This is a genomic window from Gelidibacter gilvus (genome assembly GCF_004115975.1).
GTDB classification, from domain to species: domain Bacteria; phylum Bacteroidota; class Bacteroidia; order Flavobacteriales; family Flavobacteriaceae; genus Gelidibacter; species Gelidibacter gilvus.
The window spans coordinates 209761-226653 of record NZ_SDDZ01000004.1; the positions used below are offsets into that span (position 1 = coordinate 209761).

Below are 16893 nucleotides of genomic sequence, written 5' to 3' on the forward strand. Positions count from 1 at the left end.
TCAACTTCCCGTCCTCGGTCACCCGTCATCCAACGTTCATAACTCAAAACTCAAGCCTTTCAATTTCACCTTCACTCGCCTACTTTAATATCAAAAACTCACAACGTCTATTGATCGAATGCTCTTCCTCAGTACACTTATCGCCACAATCTACGAGTGGGAAATGTTCGCCGTAACCTTTAGAACGCAAGCGTTTTCTATCGATGCCATTGTCCACCAAATACTCAAGCGTGGCCGCAGCTCGGTTGTGCGATAAATGCAGGTTATAAAGGTCCGAAGCGCGATTATCGGTATGTGCTCCCAATTGGATTTCCATACGTGGGTATTTGTTCAACAGAGCGACCAAAACATCCAAAATTCTCTCGGCTTCAGGTTTGATCTCGTACTTATTGAAATCAAAATAAATGTTTTCCAATTCAATATAGAGATAACCATCATCCTTGGTCACCACAATATCTTCGGCATCATCATAAGATTCGATGGAGAGTTCAATGTTATAGGTGATATTGCCGTCGTCGTTGGTGGTAAAAACCTCTGTGGTTGGGATATAAAAATCGCGATGCGCTTCAATGGAATAGTCTTTATTGGGCTCTGTATTGAAAACATATTCAGCATCTTCCCCAACCACCATTTGACCGACTAAAATGTTGTTTTCGTCAAATAATGTAACGGTGGTGCCTGGAAGGAGGTTTTGTGAAATTTTATCACGTACACTTCCTTCTACGGTAAATTGACGCTCGTTGACCGTACGTGTAAAAGCATATAAATTGTCATACCCTGCACGATTGGAAGCGAAGTACCCCGTATCGTCTTTTTCATTGACGATATAACCAAAATCGTCCATTTCAGAATTGATCGTTTCCCCAAGATTCAAGGGTTTGGAATACACGTTATCGTAAACCCGACTCACAAAAAGATCCAAGCCGCCCATGCCTTGATGGCCGTCTGAGGCAAAATAAAGCGTGCCTTCTTCGACTACAAACGGAAACTGTTCCCGTTGCGCGGTGTTGATGGTTTTTCCCAAATTAACGGGAGTCCCGTAGCTCTCATCTACATAGCCTTCATAACTGGAGGTGATATCCACATAAAAAATATCAAAGGAGCCTAAAGTGCCCGGCATATCACTGGAAAAATAGAGGCGCGAATTGTCTGGGCTGAGCACCGGATGTTGGGTAGAGTAGAGGTCACTGCTAAACGGGAGTTCGGTAATATGAGACCACTTCCCATCTATAAATTCTGCTTTAAACAATTTGACCGTGGCTACAAGTTCTTCGCCAATAAGCACGCGCTTATCATTGGTTCTTGAAAAGTACATGGTCTTGCCGTCGCTGCTAAAGGTAGCGTCGCTTTCGTGGGTTTTGGTATTTATTTCTTCGGAAAACGGCTTGATATTGACCAGCCGCTTTTCCTTGGTCACTTCGGCTAGGTACAAATCTAGATAAGGCTGATTATTCCAGCTATAGATTGGGTTCTCACGATTCCTGAAGGATGAAAAGACGACCTTATCGCCAAAATAAGCAATGCCAAAATCGCCCGTACGCGAACTTTGGGTCATTATTTTAATCTCGTAAGTAAACGGCACCAATCGGTTAAGGTTGGAAATGAATTTTTCGGTATCTATAGCAAATCCGAGGTATTCGCCCATGATTTCATCGGCTTTGGCATAATCTTTTACCCCTCTTAAAGCTTGGGCATATCTGAAATAGACCTCTGGTTTTAAACTGTCCTTAAAATGGGTGAATAGTCCCGTATATGGCGTTCTGGCCAGTTTCATTTCAGAATTGTAATAATAGGAATCGGCCAGGTTTTGAAGTACTTCCTGACTTTGGCCAAGCGATTGGTACATTTTTGCGGCTTCGGCATACGACTTTTGCGCAAAAAGTTGGTTGGCCTTTTTTATGCTCGGTCTTTGCGCATGGACCGTCCATGAGGCAGCAAGTAAACATAGAAATAGGCAAACGTTCTTCATAGCTCTTTTTTTAGAAAAATCTTGGGGACTTATCATATCCTTTCGGGGTTCCTAATTTATTGATATCAAATAAAATCATTATTTCATGCGATCCAGAATTGAATCTCCCCAAATTGGATAGCGTATGATCATAGGCATAGCCAATCCGCAACGATGGACTCACCCTGAAATTCACAAGGCCCATAACCGCATCATCCAGTCGGTACCCTGCGCCAACTTCAAACGTATTGTTGAACAGCACGTTGGCTGTAAGATCAACGGATAAAGGAGCGCCCGAAACCGCCTTGGTCATAAAGGCAGGTTTTAATTTTAAGTTCTCATTCATTTCAAACACATAACCTCCGGTCAGAAAAAAGTGCATCTCTTCAACACCGTTGGCCACAATGCCACTACTATTTTCAAGATGTTTTGAATTCAATAGGTTAGGGGCTGAAAAACCGACGTAATAGTTGTCTCCAAACACATAAGCGCCTGCGCCAATATTAGGGAAGGTCTTGCTCAAATTATTGGCGAAAGCTGGATCTGGCAACGCGTCTGAATAAACAAAACCGTTAAAGTTGGTATTGAAAAACGTCGCACCTGCTTTGACGCCCAACGAGAGTTTTGTGGTATTTCCTAAGCGCAGAATATAGGCGAAATCGGCATAGACGTTGGTTTCATTCACCACATCGCCAATTTGATCGTTGATGATCGAAAGGCCCACCTGAATTTTTTCCTGCAATGGTACATGGACAAAAAAGGAACCTGTAGTTGGTCCGCCCACGGAGCCTACCCATTGCGCCCGGTATAAAGCACCCAAATTGATGTCATTTCCTTCAGTGGCATAGGCAGGATTGAGGACACTCATATTATACATGTATTGTGTATACTGAGGGTCTTGTTGCGCCATACCGGAAAGTCCTACCATGAGGACGAAACCGAGAAGCGTATATTTTAAACGTTTAATTATCATAGATACCTTTATTCAGATTACCTGCTAAGGTAGACTCTACCTTGTATCGTTTTATTGTTAGTGTCTTTGAGTTCCAAGATATAAAAATAGACCCCTACCGGTAAGATCCCGCTGCCAACCTCGCGACCCTGAGTGGATCTTCCATCCCAATTAGGTGTGTTGGCATCACCTTTATAAAGGATATTGCCGTAACGGTTATAAATTTGCAATTGGAAATTAGGGTACAGTTCTCTCAGATTTTTGATCAGGAAATCGTCGTTGATGTTGTCACCATTCGGACTAAAGCCATCGGGAATAATGATCTCCAAAGGTTCACAAGACTCGATGCTGACCGTTACTGCCAATCGGATGCCCGTACTACAGCCATTAGTTGTGCTATTTGAAGCGTAATAGGTAGCACCATCTGTTAAAGGTGTGTCTTCAGGATATGGATTGCCATTTTCTACGGCATCGTACCAGATTATCGTATCTGCGCCAATAAGATTGCTCGTTAAGTCGGCAATTGTAGGGGCATCGTCGATACAAAAGAAATCGCCGTCCGTAATCAATTGAGGGGTTGGGGCCTGTTCGATATTAAAATCTACCGTTGGAAGCGTGCCGGATGCGGTACCGCAATTGGTAACAGGATTCAAAAGATTTAAGATGGTGAATGTTGTGGTGCCGACAGACGTCAATTCCGATGCCGGTACATTAATGACCGTACTGCCATTGCTGATGGTTACGGTGATGGTTTGTTCTGTGCTATTGGCGCCTGAGAGCGAATAGGTAAGGCTATAGTTTCCATCAGAAAGCTGACTTGCGCCAGATAGGTTAACGTCTATAGCATCCTCCAAACAGATGGTATCTGCGCTTAGGGTAAGTCCGGTAATATCGGGTTGTGGAATAAGGGCCACAACGACAGTTGCGGAATCCGTGCCACAAGCGGTGGTTACCGAATAGGTATAAGACCCGGCACTATCTTGTGCAGGATCAAAGAAGCCGCTGCTACTTGCCAAGGCAGGCGACCATGTGCCTCCTAGGTCTGGTGTGCCTCCTAGACGTTCAAATAGATCTTCTGGGGCATCGTTGGTACAGATAGCCAATCGGCCGTCAGACCCTGCTTCAGGTAATGGGTCGATGGTAACGGTGACAGTGGAAGAGGCAACGCCACAAGGTGATGTTCCAGTAACTGTATAGGTGTACGTCCCAACAGCATCTTGCGACGGATCGAAAACACCCGTTCCACTTGCCAATGCAGGCGTCCACGTGCCACCCGATTCTGGACTGCCACCCAAACTGTTAAATAAGTCTTCGGGTGCACTTTCAATACATATTAATAAAGTGCCATCAATTCCAGGATCTGCCTCAGGATTGAGGGTTACTTCCACCGTTGCTGACGCTTCGCCGCACGGCGGAGTTCCCTGAACGGTATACTTATAAACCCCTGCAGCATCTAGCGCCGGATCAAAAACGCCAGTTCCACTTGCCAAGGCAGGTGACCAAACGCCTCCAGTTTTAGGAGTACCGCCCAAACTATCAAAAAGATCCTGTGACGTGTCCGTGACACATAAAATCAAACTGCCGTTAGTACCAGCATCGGATAATTCGCTGATGGTCACGGTGACCGTAGCTGTGGCATCCCCACAAGGTGAAATTCCAACAATGGTATAGGTGTAAATGCCTTCGGCATCTTTGGTCGGATCGAAGACACCCGTGCCACTAGCCAAGGCAGGTGACCAAGTGCCGCCTGTTTGCGGAGTGCCACCCAAGCTATTAAATAAATCTTCCGGAGTGCTGTTCATACATAGGGTTATGTTTCCGTTGGTTCCAGGTTCAACACCCGGATTCACCGTCACTTCAACCGTGGACGACGCTTGTCCGCAAGGCGCAATGCCCTGAACGGTATAAGTGTAAATTCCAGCAGCATCTAGTGCCGGATCAAAAACGCCCGTGCCACTTACCAAGGCAGGCGACCAAACACCGCCAGCATCAGGACTGCCTCCCAAACTATTAAAAAGATCCTGTGCAGCATCATGGCTGCATAAAATCAAACTGCTATTGCTACCAGCATTCGGTAGCGGATTGACGGTTACGGTGACCGTTGACGTGGCATCTCCACAAGGAGAAATGCCAGCAATGGTATACGTATAGATTCCCGCTGCATCTTGCAACGGATTGAAAACGCCGGTGCCACTTGCCAATGCAGGAGACCAAGTGCCTCCCGTTTGTGGCGTCCCACCCAAGCTGTTAAATAAATCTTCAGGAGCGCTGTCCACACAAACGGTTAAACTTCCGTTGATTCCAGGTTCTGATCCCGGATTAACGGTCACATTTACGGTTGCGGTAGCATCTCCACATGGCGCTATGCCCTGAACGGTGTAGGTATAAATTCCCGCGGCATCTAGCGCTGGATCAAAAACACCCGTGCCACTTGCCAATGCAGGCGACCAAATACCTCCAGTTTCAGGAGTGCCTCCCAAAATATCAAAAAGATCTTGAGGAGCCTCATGGCTACATAAAATCAAACTGGCGTTGCTACCAGCGTTCGCTAGCGGATTGACGGTTACGGTGACGGTGGATGTGGCATCCCCACAAGGTGAAATGCCAGCAATTGTATAGCTGTAAATTCCCGCTGCATCTTGCGCCGGATTGAAAACACCCGTGCCGCTTGCCAATGCAGGCGACCAAGTACCTCCAGTTTGAGGCGTTCCGCCCAAGCTGTTAAATAAATCTTCCGGGGCGCTGTCCACACAAACGGTTAAATTGCCATTAATTCCAGGTTCTGATCCCGGATTGACGGTCACATTAACGGTTGCGGTAGCATCTCCACAAGGCGCTATTCCCTGAACGGTGTACGTATAAATTCCCGATGCATCTTGCGCCGGATCAAAAACGCCCGTGCCACTTGTCAATGCAGGAGACCAAATGCCTCCAGTTTCAGGAGTGCCTCCTAAACTTTCAAAAAGATCCAGAGCAGCCTCATGGCTACATAAAATCAAACTGGCATTGCTGCCAGCATTCGCTAGTGGATTGATGGTGACGGTGACGGTGGATGTGGCATCACCGCAAGGTGAAATCCCAGAAACTGTATAGGTGTAAATTCCAGCAGCATCTAGCGCCGGATTGAAAACACCTGTGCCACTTGCCAATGCAGGGGACCAGGTGCCACCAGTTTGAGGACTCCCGCCCAAGCTATTGAATAAGTTTTCGGGTGCGCTGTCAAAACACAGCGTTAAGCTGCCGTTGGTTCCTGGTTCTGATTTTGGATTCACGGTAACGTCTACAGTTGCCGAAACCGGACCACATGGTGCAAGACCTTGAATGGTATAGGTGTAAATTCCCGCAGCATCTAGCGACGGATCAAAGACGCCAGTGCCACTTGACAGTGCAGGCGACCAAACACCTCCAGTTTCCGGAGTGCCTCCCAACCTTTCAAAAAGATTCGTTGAAGCATCATTGCTACACAAAATCAAACTCCCATTTGTACCGGGGTTTGGTGGTGGAACGATGCTGACAGTGACCGTTGCTGTGGCAATTCCGCAAGGTGAAATTCCAGAAACGCTATAGGTATAAATTCCTTCGGCATCTTGTGCTGGATCAAAAATGCCCGTGCCGCTTGCCAATGCAGGTGTCCACGTGCCACCAGCTTGTGGCGAACCACCTAAACTGTTAAATAAATTGGTTGGCGTGCTGTCATAGCAAAGGGTTAGATTCCCGTTGCTTCCAGGATTTGCTTCCGGATTGACGGTAACTTCTACCGTTGCCGATACATCGCCACAAGGAGGAACACCCTGAACCGTATAAGTGTAAATTCCCGCAGCGTCTTGGGCGGGATTAAAAATGCCCGTGCCACTTGCAAGCGCAGGAGACCAAATGCCTCCAGGTTCTGGAGTGCCGCCCAAACTGTCAAAAAGATCCTGCGAAGCCCCATTGCTACATAATATTAAGGAGCCATTGGTGCCAGGGTTGGGCGCTTCGATAATAAAAATACTGACCGTTGCTGTGTTGGAAGGGCAATACTCGGAGCTGACTTCATAGGTGAAGATGTACGGACTTCCCGCTGAGGTCATGGACGTCACGTTGACCGTGCCTATATTTCCATTGGATGTTGACAGGGGACCGGACCAAGTACCGTTGGTATCAGGGCCACCCAAAAGTGCATCAAATAGATTGACGGTATTGGTGCTGGCCAAGCCTGATTCGCAGATTTCCATTTCGCCATTACCACCAGGGTTGTTGGGTGCTATGATTTCAACCGTTACCTGCAAACGTTCTGTGCTTTCACATGGCGGGTCAATGGTAGTTGCATAATAACTTTGGCCATTCACCAAAGGCGTTGACAAAGCTAAAGGGGATCGTGATGAAGTCGTGCTGTACCAATTATTATTTCCGGAGGCCACTAAGTCGGCAACAGTAGCTTGAGTGTCCCCACAAAATATCTGAATGGCATCTCCTGTAGGAACAGGTACAAGGCCCACATTGACATAAACAGAGAGACGTGAGGTTCTGCAACCTGTATTGGGATTGGCCTGATCGACATAGTAAATGGTACTATCCACTAAAATAGTGGTAGGATCCAAAGGACTGCCTCCAGAATCTACACTATACCATTGAAGATCGTTTCCAACCGCATATAAATCGGCAATCGTAGCTTCTTCTGGATGGTCCACACAAACGCCCTGAAAGCCTAAGCCGAAAGGCACGCCGTAAATTTCTACATCTACCCGTTGCCGTGTTCCACACGTTCCCGAATTGTCATCGGCATAGTAATCTCTGCCATTGACAAGACCTACGGTATTTGAAAGCGGGGTGGTAGAGGTTGCGGAGGCATACCATCTGATGCCACCACCATTATCAGTGGCCACAAGATCGGTCACCTTAGGAACATCAATATCACAAAAGCTCTGAAGTGGCGTGGTTACCGTTGGACATTGGCCAAAGGAATTTAAGCTAACGCCCATAAAGCAGATGAGGGCAACTAAAAATTTATTATAAAGATTGGCTTTTGTAATTTTTCTCATAAATATAAAAGGCGATTCAATTGATCAAAACCGTTTCTTTAAATTAGTTGGCTTCCCGGATGTTCGCATCTGAATCATATTGTAAAATATAAATACCTTCGTTGCTAAAACCTCCTAAAATGTTCTTTTCGTAATCAAATTTCAGCTGCGTATATTCCGTAATGTCATTTACAGCAGAATCTTCAAAGCTTTGTTGTTGGATAAGCCTTAACAAGCTGTCAAATGTAATATCAAATCCCAACATTACATTTGCCGAAGGCAATAAATTATATTCTTTTTGATAAGAACTTAAAAACTGCTTTGAACTCGCGGTTGATTTAGCTGGAATTAAAGAAGGAAAAACCATGTTTAGGATACGGAATCTTTTTTCGGATACATGGCCCTCGGCAGGAATTAATGCCGATTCCAAAACCGCCAATTGCAGATTGTAGTTGGATAGTTCACTCAAAAGGACATTGGTGGTGTTTAGGAATACACTGGTTCTTTCACTATCAATAACTACAAAGTTGAGTTTATCTTTTTTAAACTTCGCTATCAATTCGCCTTCACTGAAGGACCCATTCTTTTTGATGGTGACAAAGTCTATGTTTGGTGCGTATTCAGAAATAAAGGTTTTGCTTTCCGTACGATTGACATCATTAAGCACGATAATATGCGCTTCTTTGGCCATCAAATAATCCAGTATTTTTTTTCGTTGGACATTGTTTGAAGGAATGGCACTATATAAATTGCTGGAACTGCTTTGAAAGTCCATGGTAGAGGCCGTGATGACTGGGATATGGTTGTCCGCAGTAAACGCCGCAACTTCTTGCTCTATGGTGTCATAAAACGGCAAGATAATGGCATCATAATCGTTGATCTTCTGCTCTTCAAGCAAAGGCATTATTTTAGAATTCCGTATGCTGCTTTGCGCTTCTACGACGTCAACATCCAAAGATAGATACATTTTTCTGATGGAATCTATGGCGATAGTGGCGCCCTTATAAAACTCTAGATGGACACGTTTGAAATCGTCCGTAACACTTTTAAAATTGTCATTGGTTTGTTGGGATTGATAGTCCTCTTGTGAAAACGGAAGGAAAAACAATAGTTTCTTAAGTTGCGATGTGTTTGCCGACTTCGTTAAATCGACGGGAATTGAAAAATCCCTTACCGATTTTGGAGTGCTTATCAGTTCTGCAGGAGCTTGAGATGGCTTAGCAGCATCTGGCATTTTGATGATCGTGCCTATCTGTACGGATTCTTTTAACTGCGGATTTAGGACAAGGAAATCTGCTGTAGACATGCCCGCCCTTTGCGCCAATCCGTAAAGTGTATCATTAGGTTGGATTTCATAGGATAGAAATCCGATTTCTGAAGGACTTGAGATTGCCGTTTCGGCTGGAGTTTTGATTTTTTCTTTAGGAAGAGTAGCAGGTGCTGCTGTTGTATCTGCTGTGGTTTTAGCAACCGTTTCTATAGCTTCTTCTTCAATGGTAGCAGCTGGTTTTGTGATTATAGGTGTAGCTTCCGTTGTTTTAGCTTGTTCAACTTTAGTAACGACTGTTTCTTTTTCAGCGGAAACGGTTTCAGGTTCTTTAGGTTCTTCATCGGCAGTAACGACTGTTTCTGGGAGTACTGGAAGAGTTTCCGTTGTTTTAGGTTGTTTTACAGCAGTAACGATTGTTTCTTTAACAACGGTTTCAGTGGGTTTAGCTTGTTCAACTTTAGGAACGACTGTTTCTTTAACAGTAGGAACAATTTCCGCTGTTTTTTCTTTGGTAGTAACAACCACTTCTTTTACTAGAGGAACAGTTTCCGTTGCTTGAGCTTGTTCTTTAGTAGTAACGACTGTTTCTTTAACAGTAGGAACAGCTTCTGTAGCTTTTTCCTTGGTAGAAACCACTGTTTCTGTGATTGTAGGAACAGTTTTGGTTTGTTCTACCTTAGTTAAGTCTTCTTTTGGCGTGGTGTTTTGATCGACGGCTTGGTGTTCTCTTTGAGCAACCTCGGGTGTTGGTCTGGATCCTATTTCTTCAGATGGCATCGAAATGATCTGCCCAACCGGAAGTTGGTTTTTAATTTCTGGATTCTGTCGCACTAATTCGGCGACGGTCGTATTAAACCTTAAGGAGAGTCCGAACTTCGTATCTCCGTATTTTACGGCATAACTGTAGGTGTTACCCGCATCTAATTGTGTTTTTCCAGGAATCCAAATCGGTTGTAGCGCAATTAATCCGTTGGAAAGTCTTCTTGAATTCGCCTCAGTCAACTGATCAACGGTCAATCCGTTGGCATTTGCAATGCGAGCAAGTGTTTCGCCTATAGCCACCATATGTCGTTTTCCATCGTGGGCAGGCCCCGTTTGTTGCGATAGGTTAGGAGCGTTGCTTGTTGAAGCGGTTATGGTTTTTGATGGCGTAGACTCGGGATAAGAGGAAGTCGGATATATCTCCAAAACATTGCCAACCTGAAGGCCTTCAGTGATTTGCGGGTTTTGCGATTCGAGTTGGGTAATGGTCAGCCCAAAGCGTTTTGCGAGGCTATATTTTGTTTCTCCAGTTTTGACCGTGTAGCTTATGGAAGAAGGTGCTACCGAAGCTTTTATGGAATCGGAAGCACTTTCAAGAACTGGTGTTTTGATTTTACTTTCAGGAATCAAAAGCACTTCATCTACCTTGATGCCATCGATGACCTCAGGATTTATTTTCTGAAGGTCGTAAGGGGTAACGTTATATTTTTTCGCAATGGAAAATAGAGTTTCGCCACTGCTAACCGTATGCTTTTTAAGGCCTTCCTGTGCAATGCTTGTGTAGAAACATAAGAATAATAGCGTAAAACATTGAAAAAGTCGCTTCATTTTAATCGCTAAATGGTTAATAGTTAGGTCAAGATCATAATAATTCCCGATAAAAATACCAAAAAATCCGTCAAGAGTACTATTCTCGCGTGGAAATATCGGTTTTTTATCAATAATTTTTTTAAATGGGGGAAATTGTGGTTTCAAATTCCAAGTTCGAAATTCCAAGTTTAAGCGTTTCGACTTCCCACCTCCGCTTCGCTTCGAATGTGCGGGTAAGTTTTAAGTAGAAGGTTAAAAAACAGAAATCACAAAAATTAAAGCAGTTTTATAATTTGTTACTATCTTCACGTTTCCTAAAAATCAATCTATTTCTGCGTTATGCTCCAAAACCAACATGATATATTACAAATCCTTTTTGATGCCGTTTCTGAAGGAGTCGTAGTGGTGGATGAACACCAAAACATTGTATCTACAAATTCGTCGGCAAATGCCATGTTTGGATATGAAAACAATGAACTTGTAGGACAGACTTTGGACACCTTAATCCCCAGCGAGTATCACCAAAAGCATGTGGGGCATTTTAATAGGTTCTATAAGCATAGTGAAAAACGACGCATGGGCCAGGGGCGTAATTTATATGGTCTCACCAAAAGCAAGAAGCGCTTTCCGGTAGAGGTCGGACTGAATCCTTTTACCCTTTATGGGAAAACTTTGGTAATGGCACTGGTTGTGGATATTACAGAGCGACGCGCAATTGAAGAAAACCTGAATTTAAAAAGTGAGGCCCTACAATCGGCCGGCAACGGTATTGTAATTTGTGACGCCTTACAAAAAGACCATCCCATTCTTTATTTTAATCCCGCTTTTCAGAACTTAACGGGCTATACTTCTGAAGAAATCCTAGGAAAGAATTGCCGGTTTCTTCAAGGTGATGATAGGGATCAAGAAGGCTTGCTTGCCGTACGTGACGCCATAAAAAACGGGCATAGTTGTCAAGTGATCTTACGGAATTATAAAAAGGATGGCACTTTATTTTGGAATGAACTCTATATCAACCCTATTAAAGATACCAGCGGATTGATAACGCATTTTGTTGGGATTCAAAATGATATTACCCAACGCAAGAAAGCGGAAGAAGAACGCAACTACCTCACCAAGATCTTTGATGATTCTCTCAATGAAATATTTGTTTTTGACTCCGATACCTTAAATTTTGTGAACGTCAATTATGGCGCTCAAAAAAATCTGGGTTACAGTCTTGAAACCCTCAAAAGCATGACGCCGGTAGATATCAAACCGAATTATTCTGAAACGGAATTTAGAGCACTGCTGGCCTCTTTAACAAATGATAAAGAGGATAAAATGGAGTTTGAGACCATTCATCAACGAAAAGATGGCACCACGTATCCTGTCCATATCACCTTGGAACTTTCTATTTTGGGGGATCGAGAGGTGTTTATTTCTATTGTTTTAGACATCACCGAGCAAAAGAATTACACCAAAAAGTTAGAGGAAACGGTCGAGTTGAGAACTAAGCAACTGGAAATAGCTCTCGAAAAGGAAAAGGAGCTTAATGATCTCAAAACCAAATTTCTATCGCTAGTGTCACATGAATTTAAAACACCTTTGAGCGGTATTCTCACATCTTCCATACTCTTGGGGAAATACACATTAGAAGAACAACAGGGCAATCGTGATAAACACATCAAAATCATCAAGGATAAAGTGAATTACCTGAATACGATTTTGAACGATTTCTTGTCCATTGAAAAACTGGAAACTGGAAAAGTAAATTATAAATTCAGCACTTTTAGATTGAGCAAGGTCGTGAATGAAGTGGTTTATAATGCCAACATGCTCTTGAAGGAAGGCCAGCAGGTGAAATATCCAGAGAATATTGATGATATTTCTTTAACCCAAGATGAGAAAACCATAGAATTGGCCTTGTCAAATCTGGTGCATAATGCCATTAAATATTCCTCCGAACATACAGATGTGACCATAAAGATCACTCAAAACAGTAAGGACACCATTTTTGAAATATCCGATTCGGGTATCGGAATCCCTGAGAAGGATCAAAAAAATATATTTAACCGCTATTTTAGATCAGAAAATGTATTGACCACACAAGGCACAGGAATTGGATTGAATATCGTAAAATCGCATATAGAAAATTTAGGTGGTTCCATAAGCTTTAAAAGCAAGGAACATGTTGGATCAACTTTTATATTAACCATCCCAAATAAAGCACAATAATGAAAAAAATACTATTGATTGAGGACGATGCCGTTTTAAGAGATAATACTGCAGAACTCCTGGAACTGTTAAGCTATCAAGTAACCGTCGCATCTAATGGTAGAATAGGTGTGGAAAAAGCAAAAACACAATTCCCAGATATCATAGTTTGTGATATTATGATGCCGGAACTGGATGGCTACGGCGTTTTGGAACAATTGGCCAATGATGACCAAACCAAGCACATTCCTTTTATTTTTCTATCCGCAAAAACAGAACGTCACGACGTAAGGAAAGGAATGAATTTAGGTGCAGACGATTATATCACCAAGCCTTTTAGTGAAGATGAGTTGGTAAGTGCCATTGAAAGCCGCTTGGCTAAAGCCTCCATCTTGAAAGAGATTAGAGGAAGAGAGGAAGCTTCGGGTTCTGACGATAAAACGGAGGAAATCAATACCCTTAGCGACCTAAAGAGTTATTTTGAGACCGATGGAACGTTCCATAATTATCAGAAAGGTGAAGACATTTATGAAGAAGGCCAAAATTCCAATGCCATATTTTTGATAAAGGAAGGGATTGTAAAATGCCATAAGCTTGACGAACAAGGAAAAGAACTGACCACTGCTTTGCATAAAGCTTCAGATATATTTGGCTATACGTCATTTCTTCAAAACATACCCTACCAAGAGACATCCACAGCGCTTAATGATTCCAAATTGGTGGGTATTTCAAAAGATCAACTCAAAAAGATTTTGGATAAGAACACCCATATTACTTTTGAACTTATTGAATTGCTCACCGATGATCTGAAGGGCGTAAAGGATCAATTGTTGCAAATGGCCTACAGTTCGGTCCAAAAAAAGACCGCGAGTACCATATTAAAATTCGCAGAAAAGTTGGACCCCAAACATGGAGGTGCCATTAAAATTTCTCGTAGCGATTTGGCAAGTGTCGCTGGGATTGCAACCGAAACACTGATTAGAACCATTTCCAATTTTAAAAAAGAAGGCCTGATAGAGATTGAAGGCAGAAATATAAAAATCTTAGACCTCAAAGGACTTCAAGAAATATTTTAGTGAAATCCCTGTCTGCCGACAAGCAGGCAAACCTCAAAAGCGGAGCGCATAGAGTTTTTTTTGTTATCCAAAGAGCTATCGAAATACGCCTTCTCGTTTTTAATGGAATCGAAATTAAAGACAATGCGTTGAGTTCATTTTTTCCAGGCTTTCGCAAATATCTGCAAGTTCGTCGCCGACGCTAAGGCATAAGTGATATCCTCCATATCCTAATCCTTCAAAATGATATGGGTTACGGCTCAATTTATTTATCACAAACAATTCAATGTCATGTGTAAATTCTTTTATTAAATGCTATAACCGGACAGACATGACCGATATCATTTCACAGGAGAATACATCCTTATATATTTGTTCTGCTTACCATAATGGCGGATCAACATGAAGAATATACTATTACCAACTGACTTTTCTGAAAATTCTTGGAATGCAATTGTTTACGCGCTTAAGTTTTTCGATAAAACACCATGTACATTCTATTTGCTACATGTTAATTCCTTAAGTTATTTAGCAGCGACGGATTCGCCATATATTCAAACCAAGGATTTTGTTGAAAACACGTTTACAAAACCTGCCAAAAGGCAATTAAATACCCTTTTGAAACGAATTTCAGCAGAATTCCCAGTGAAACCTAACCATCATTTTTTTACGCTTACCGATTATAATTTTTTTGTGGATTCCGTTCGTAATCATGTGGTGGAAAAAAAGATTGATATGATTGTCATGGGCACAAAAGGCGCCAGTGGCTTGAGAAAGGTGATTATTGGGAGTAATGCGGCAGATGTCATAAAAAAAGTACAATGCCCAGCTTTGGTCGTTCCAGAGGATGCGAAATTCACCACTTTGGAAGAGGTTGCTTTTCCAACAGATTATCTTTTGACTTATGCTGTAGATCTTTTGAAACCACTTTATAATATTCTGGAGGCGCATCAGTCGAGTTTACAGGTGTTGCATGTGACCAATAGAGATGATACGTTGACCATTGCTCAGCAGGACAATAAAGATGTGCTCAATGAATATTTTCATAAATTCGAATGCCAATTCCATAAACTGACCAACAGAAACGTGGAAGATGCCATTGAATGTTTTGTGCAAAGTAGGGATATCAAGATGGTGGCCATGGTAGCAAAGAACCTGAATTACTTTCAGCGGATTTTATTCCATAATAAAATTGAAGAAATGACTTACCATACGCATATTCCGTTTTTGGTGATGCACGACAAATAAAATTCCTGCGCAGGCAGGAATCTCCCACATTCCTGCGCAGGCAGGAATCTCATAATTATCTATCCTACTCTTATTTTTCTCTCCCGCAGATTTGCGCGGACTTGTACTTGGTTACAAAGAGTGACACAGAGTATCACAGAGATTGCTCGGAGTTGCACAGAGATTTTTTTCTAAGAAAACGAGAACTCAGGCCAAGCATGGAGAGAATTTAATATTCGTTATCGGCTTAACCTATTCTAAAAATTTCCCGACTTCGCAGGAATCTCCCACATTCCTGCGAAGGCAGGAATCTCATAATTGTCTATCCTACTCTTATTTTTTCTCCCGCAGACCCGCCTACAGGACGGACAGGTTGCGGAGGTTTCCGCGTATTTGTATGCGGTTGCACAGAGCTACACGGAGTATTCGCGGAGTTGCACAGAGATTTTTTTCTAAGAAAACGAGAACTCAGACCCAGCATGGAGAGAATTCAACGGATTAGCAAAGTAATCATCAGGCCCAATCTAAAATTCTCCTCCTTTTAAAGGAGGAGTGGCTTCTGCTTCAGCACAGAAGCAGAAGACGAGGTGGTGGGAATCCAGGAATATGCAGGGTTACACAGAGCTGCTTTTCGGTTGGTGGATTTATCAGTGTTGAACAGAAACCATCTGCGCTCATCTGCGAAATTTGCGGGAAACTTCTCACTAATCCCCAAACTTAACCACTCTCCAAATGACTTATATCATAGTTTTTATGGTTTTAATCCCTTAACTTTATCCCATATCAAATAAATTCTAGCACTATGATTTCTATACTTTTTCCTACGGATTTTTCTAAAAACTCAATGAATGCCATCACCTATGCCTTGGAGTTTTTTAAATATGAAAAGGTTGCGTTTTATTTCATGCACGCCTACCAAAAGGACGTTTATGATCATGAGGATTTACTGTCCCGTGATAATTTTGATGATGTTTTGGAGCGTGTAAAAGCACAATCTGAAGCCAGTTTGGAAGAACTTTTGAAGACGGTCAATGAAATGGCGCCGAATCCGCGATATACCTATCACAGTATTTCGGCTTTTGGCTCCCTTGTAGAAGAAGCCAATGAAATTGCCGACCGAAAGAATATCGATTTGATTGTTATGGGAACAAAAGGCAAATCTGATGATCGTAAAATTGTTTTTGGAAGCCAAACCTTCCAAGTCTTAAAATATGTGCAATGTCCGGTATTGGCCATTCCGAAAAATTATACCAACACCCAGCCTAAACGTATTTTATTTCCAACCGATTATCTCATACCCTACAAGCGACGGGAATTGAAATTATTATGCGATTTAGCAGCGCCATACAGAAGTATTGTGGATGTGTTGTATGTTTCAAAAATTGATAAATTATCGATCAGGCAAGAAGACAATCAGGCTTTTATGAAAGGAACCATCTGCAAAACTGAAATAAATTTCATCACTGCAAACAGTCGAAAAGTTGCTGAAACAATTCAGGAATATATCAAAGAGAATGAAGTTGACATGTTGGTCATGGTCAATACCCAACATTCGTTCTTAGAAAACATGTTGTTTCCATCCAATATCGATAAAGTAAGTCTTGATCTTAAGATTCCGCTGTTAGCGATGCAAAACTCGACACGTTCGACATCAGAACTTTTATAATTTGATC

Annotated in this window: 8 protein-coding genes; 4 read left to right on the forward strand and 4 right to left on the reverse strand. The window is 42.6% G+C overall.

The genetic code is table 11. The features are described 5' to 3' along the window. Positions 1–79: 79 nt before the first annotated feature. The 4 genes from ESZ48_RS09335 to ESZ48_RS09350 are packed head-to-tail and all read right to left on the reverse strand — an operon-like array spanning position 80 to position 10928. Positions 80–1969, reverse strand: coding sequence for an OmpA family protein (locus ESZ48_RS09335; protein WP_129017144.1), 1890 nt, complete (start codon positions 1967–1969; stop codon positions 80–82). A 10-nt stretch (positions 1970–1979) separates the two neighbouring features. Further along, entirely contained in the window at positions 1980–2921 is a 942-nt protein-coding gene (locus tag ESZ48_RS09340) for a PorP/SprF family type IX secretion system membrane protein (RefSeq protein ID WP_129017146.1), read from the reverse strand. A gap of 17 nt (positions 2922–2938) precedes the next feature. Further along, positions 2939–7921 carry a gliding motility-associated C-terminal domain-containing protein gene (locus tag ESZ48_RS09345; protein WP_129017147.1) on the reverse strand — a complete coding sequence of 1661 codons (4983 nt, stop codon included), beginning with the start codon at positions 7919–7921 and terminating at the stop codon, positions 2939–2941. 43 nt (positions 7922–7964) lie between these two features. Then, entirely contained in the window at positions 7965–10928 is a 2964-nt protein-coding gene (locus tag ESZ48_RS09350) for a PBP1 and LysM peptidoglycan-binding domain-containing protein (RefSeq protein ID WP_223266406.1), read from the reverse strand. Positions 10929–11081: 153 nt separating this feature from the next. Between ESZ48_RS09350 and ESZ48_RS09355 the strand changes: the two genes are divergently transcribed. The 4 genes from ESZ48_RS09355 to ESZ48_RS09370 all read left to right on the forward strand — a co-directional run bounded on the left by ESZ48_RS09355 (position 11082) and on the right by ESZ48_RS09370 (position 16886). Then, a complete protein-coding gene (locus ESZ48_RS09355) occupies positions 11082–12959 on the forward strand; it encodes a PAS domain-containing sensor histidine kinase (protein WP_129017149.1) in 1878 nt (625 codons plus the stop codon). Then, entirely contained in the window at positions 12959–14014 is a 1056-nt protein-coding gene (locus ESZ48_RS09360; RefSeq protein ID WP_129017150.1) for a response regulator, read from the forward strand. The genes ESZ48_RS09355 and ESZ48_RS09360 overlap by 1 nt, the downstream gene beginning before the upstream one ends. A gap of 381 nt (positions 14015–14395) precedes the next feature. Then, the gene (locus tag ESZ48_RS09365; RefSeq protein ID WP_129017151.1) at positions 14396–15241 is read left to right on the forward strand and encodes a universal stress protein; all 846 of its coding nucleotides are present in this window, start codon (positions 14396–14398) and stop codon (positions 15239–15241) included. Positions 15242–16022: 781 nt separating this feature from the next. Continuing rightward, a complete protein-coding gene (locus ESZ48_RS09370; RefSeq protein ID WP_129017152.1) occupies positions 16023–16886 on the forward strand; it encodes a universal stress protein in 864 nt (287 codons plus the stop codon). The last annotated feature ends 7 nt before the right edge of the window (positions 16887–16893 follow it).

Excerpts from the sequence above, each read along its gene's own strand:
- ESZ48_RS09335 (WP_129017144.1), bottom strand. The coding sequence starts at position 1,969 with ATGAAGAACGTTTGCCTATTTCTATGTTTACTTGCTGCCTCATGGACG.
- ESZ48_RS09340 (WP_129017146.1), bottom strand. The coding sequence starts at position 2,921 with ATGATAATTAAACGTTTAAAATATACGCTTCTCGGTTTCGTCCTCATG.
- ESZ48_RS09345 (WP_129017147.1), bottom strand. The coding sequence starts at position 7,921 with ATGAGAAAAATTACAAAAGCCAATCTTTATAATAAATTTTTAGTTGCC.
- ESZ48_RS09355 (WP_129017149.1), top strand. The coding sequence starts at position 11,082 with ATGCTCCAAAACCAACATGATATATTACAAATCCTTTTTGATGCCGTT.
- ESZ48_RS09360 (WP_129017150.1), top strand. The coding sequence starts at position 12,959 with ATGAAAAAAATACTATTGATTGAGGACGATGCCGTTTTAAGAGATAAT.
- ESZ48_RS09365 (WP_129017151.1), top strand. The coding sequence starts at position 14,396 with ATGAAGAATATACTATTACCAACTGACTTTTCTGAAAATTCTTGGAAT.
- ESZ48_RS09370 (WP_129017152.1), top strand. The coding sequence starts at position 16,023 with ATGATTTCTATACTTTTTCCTACGGATTTTTCTAAAAACTCAATGAAT.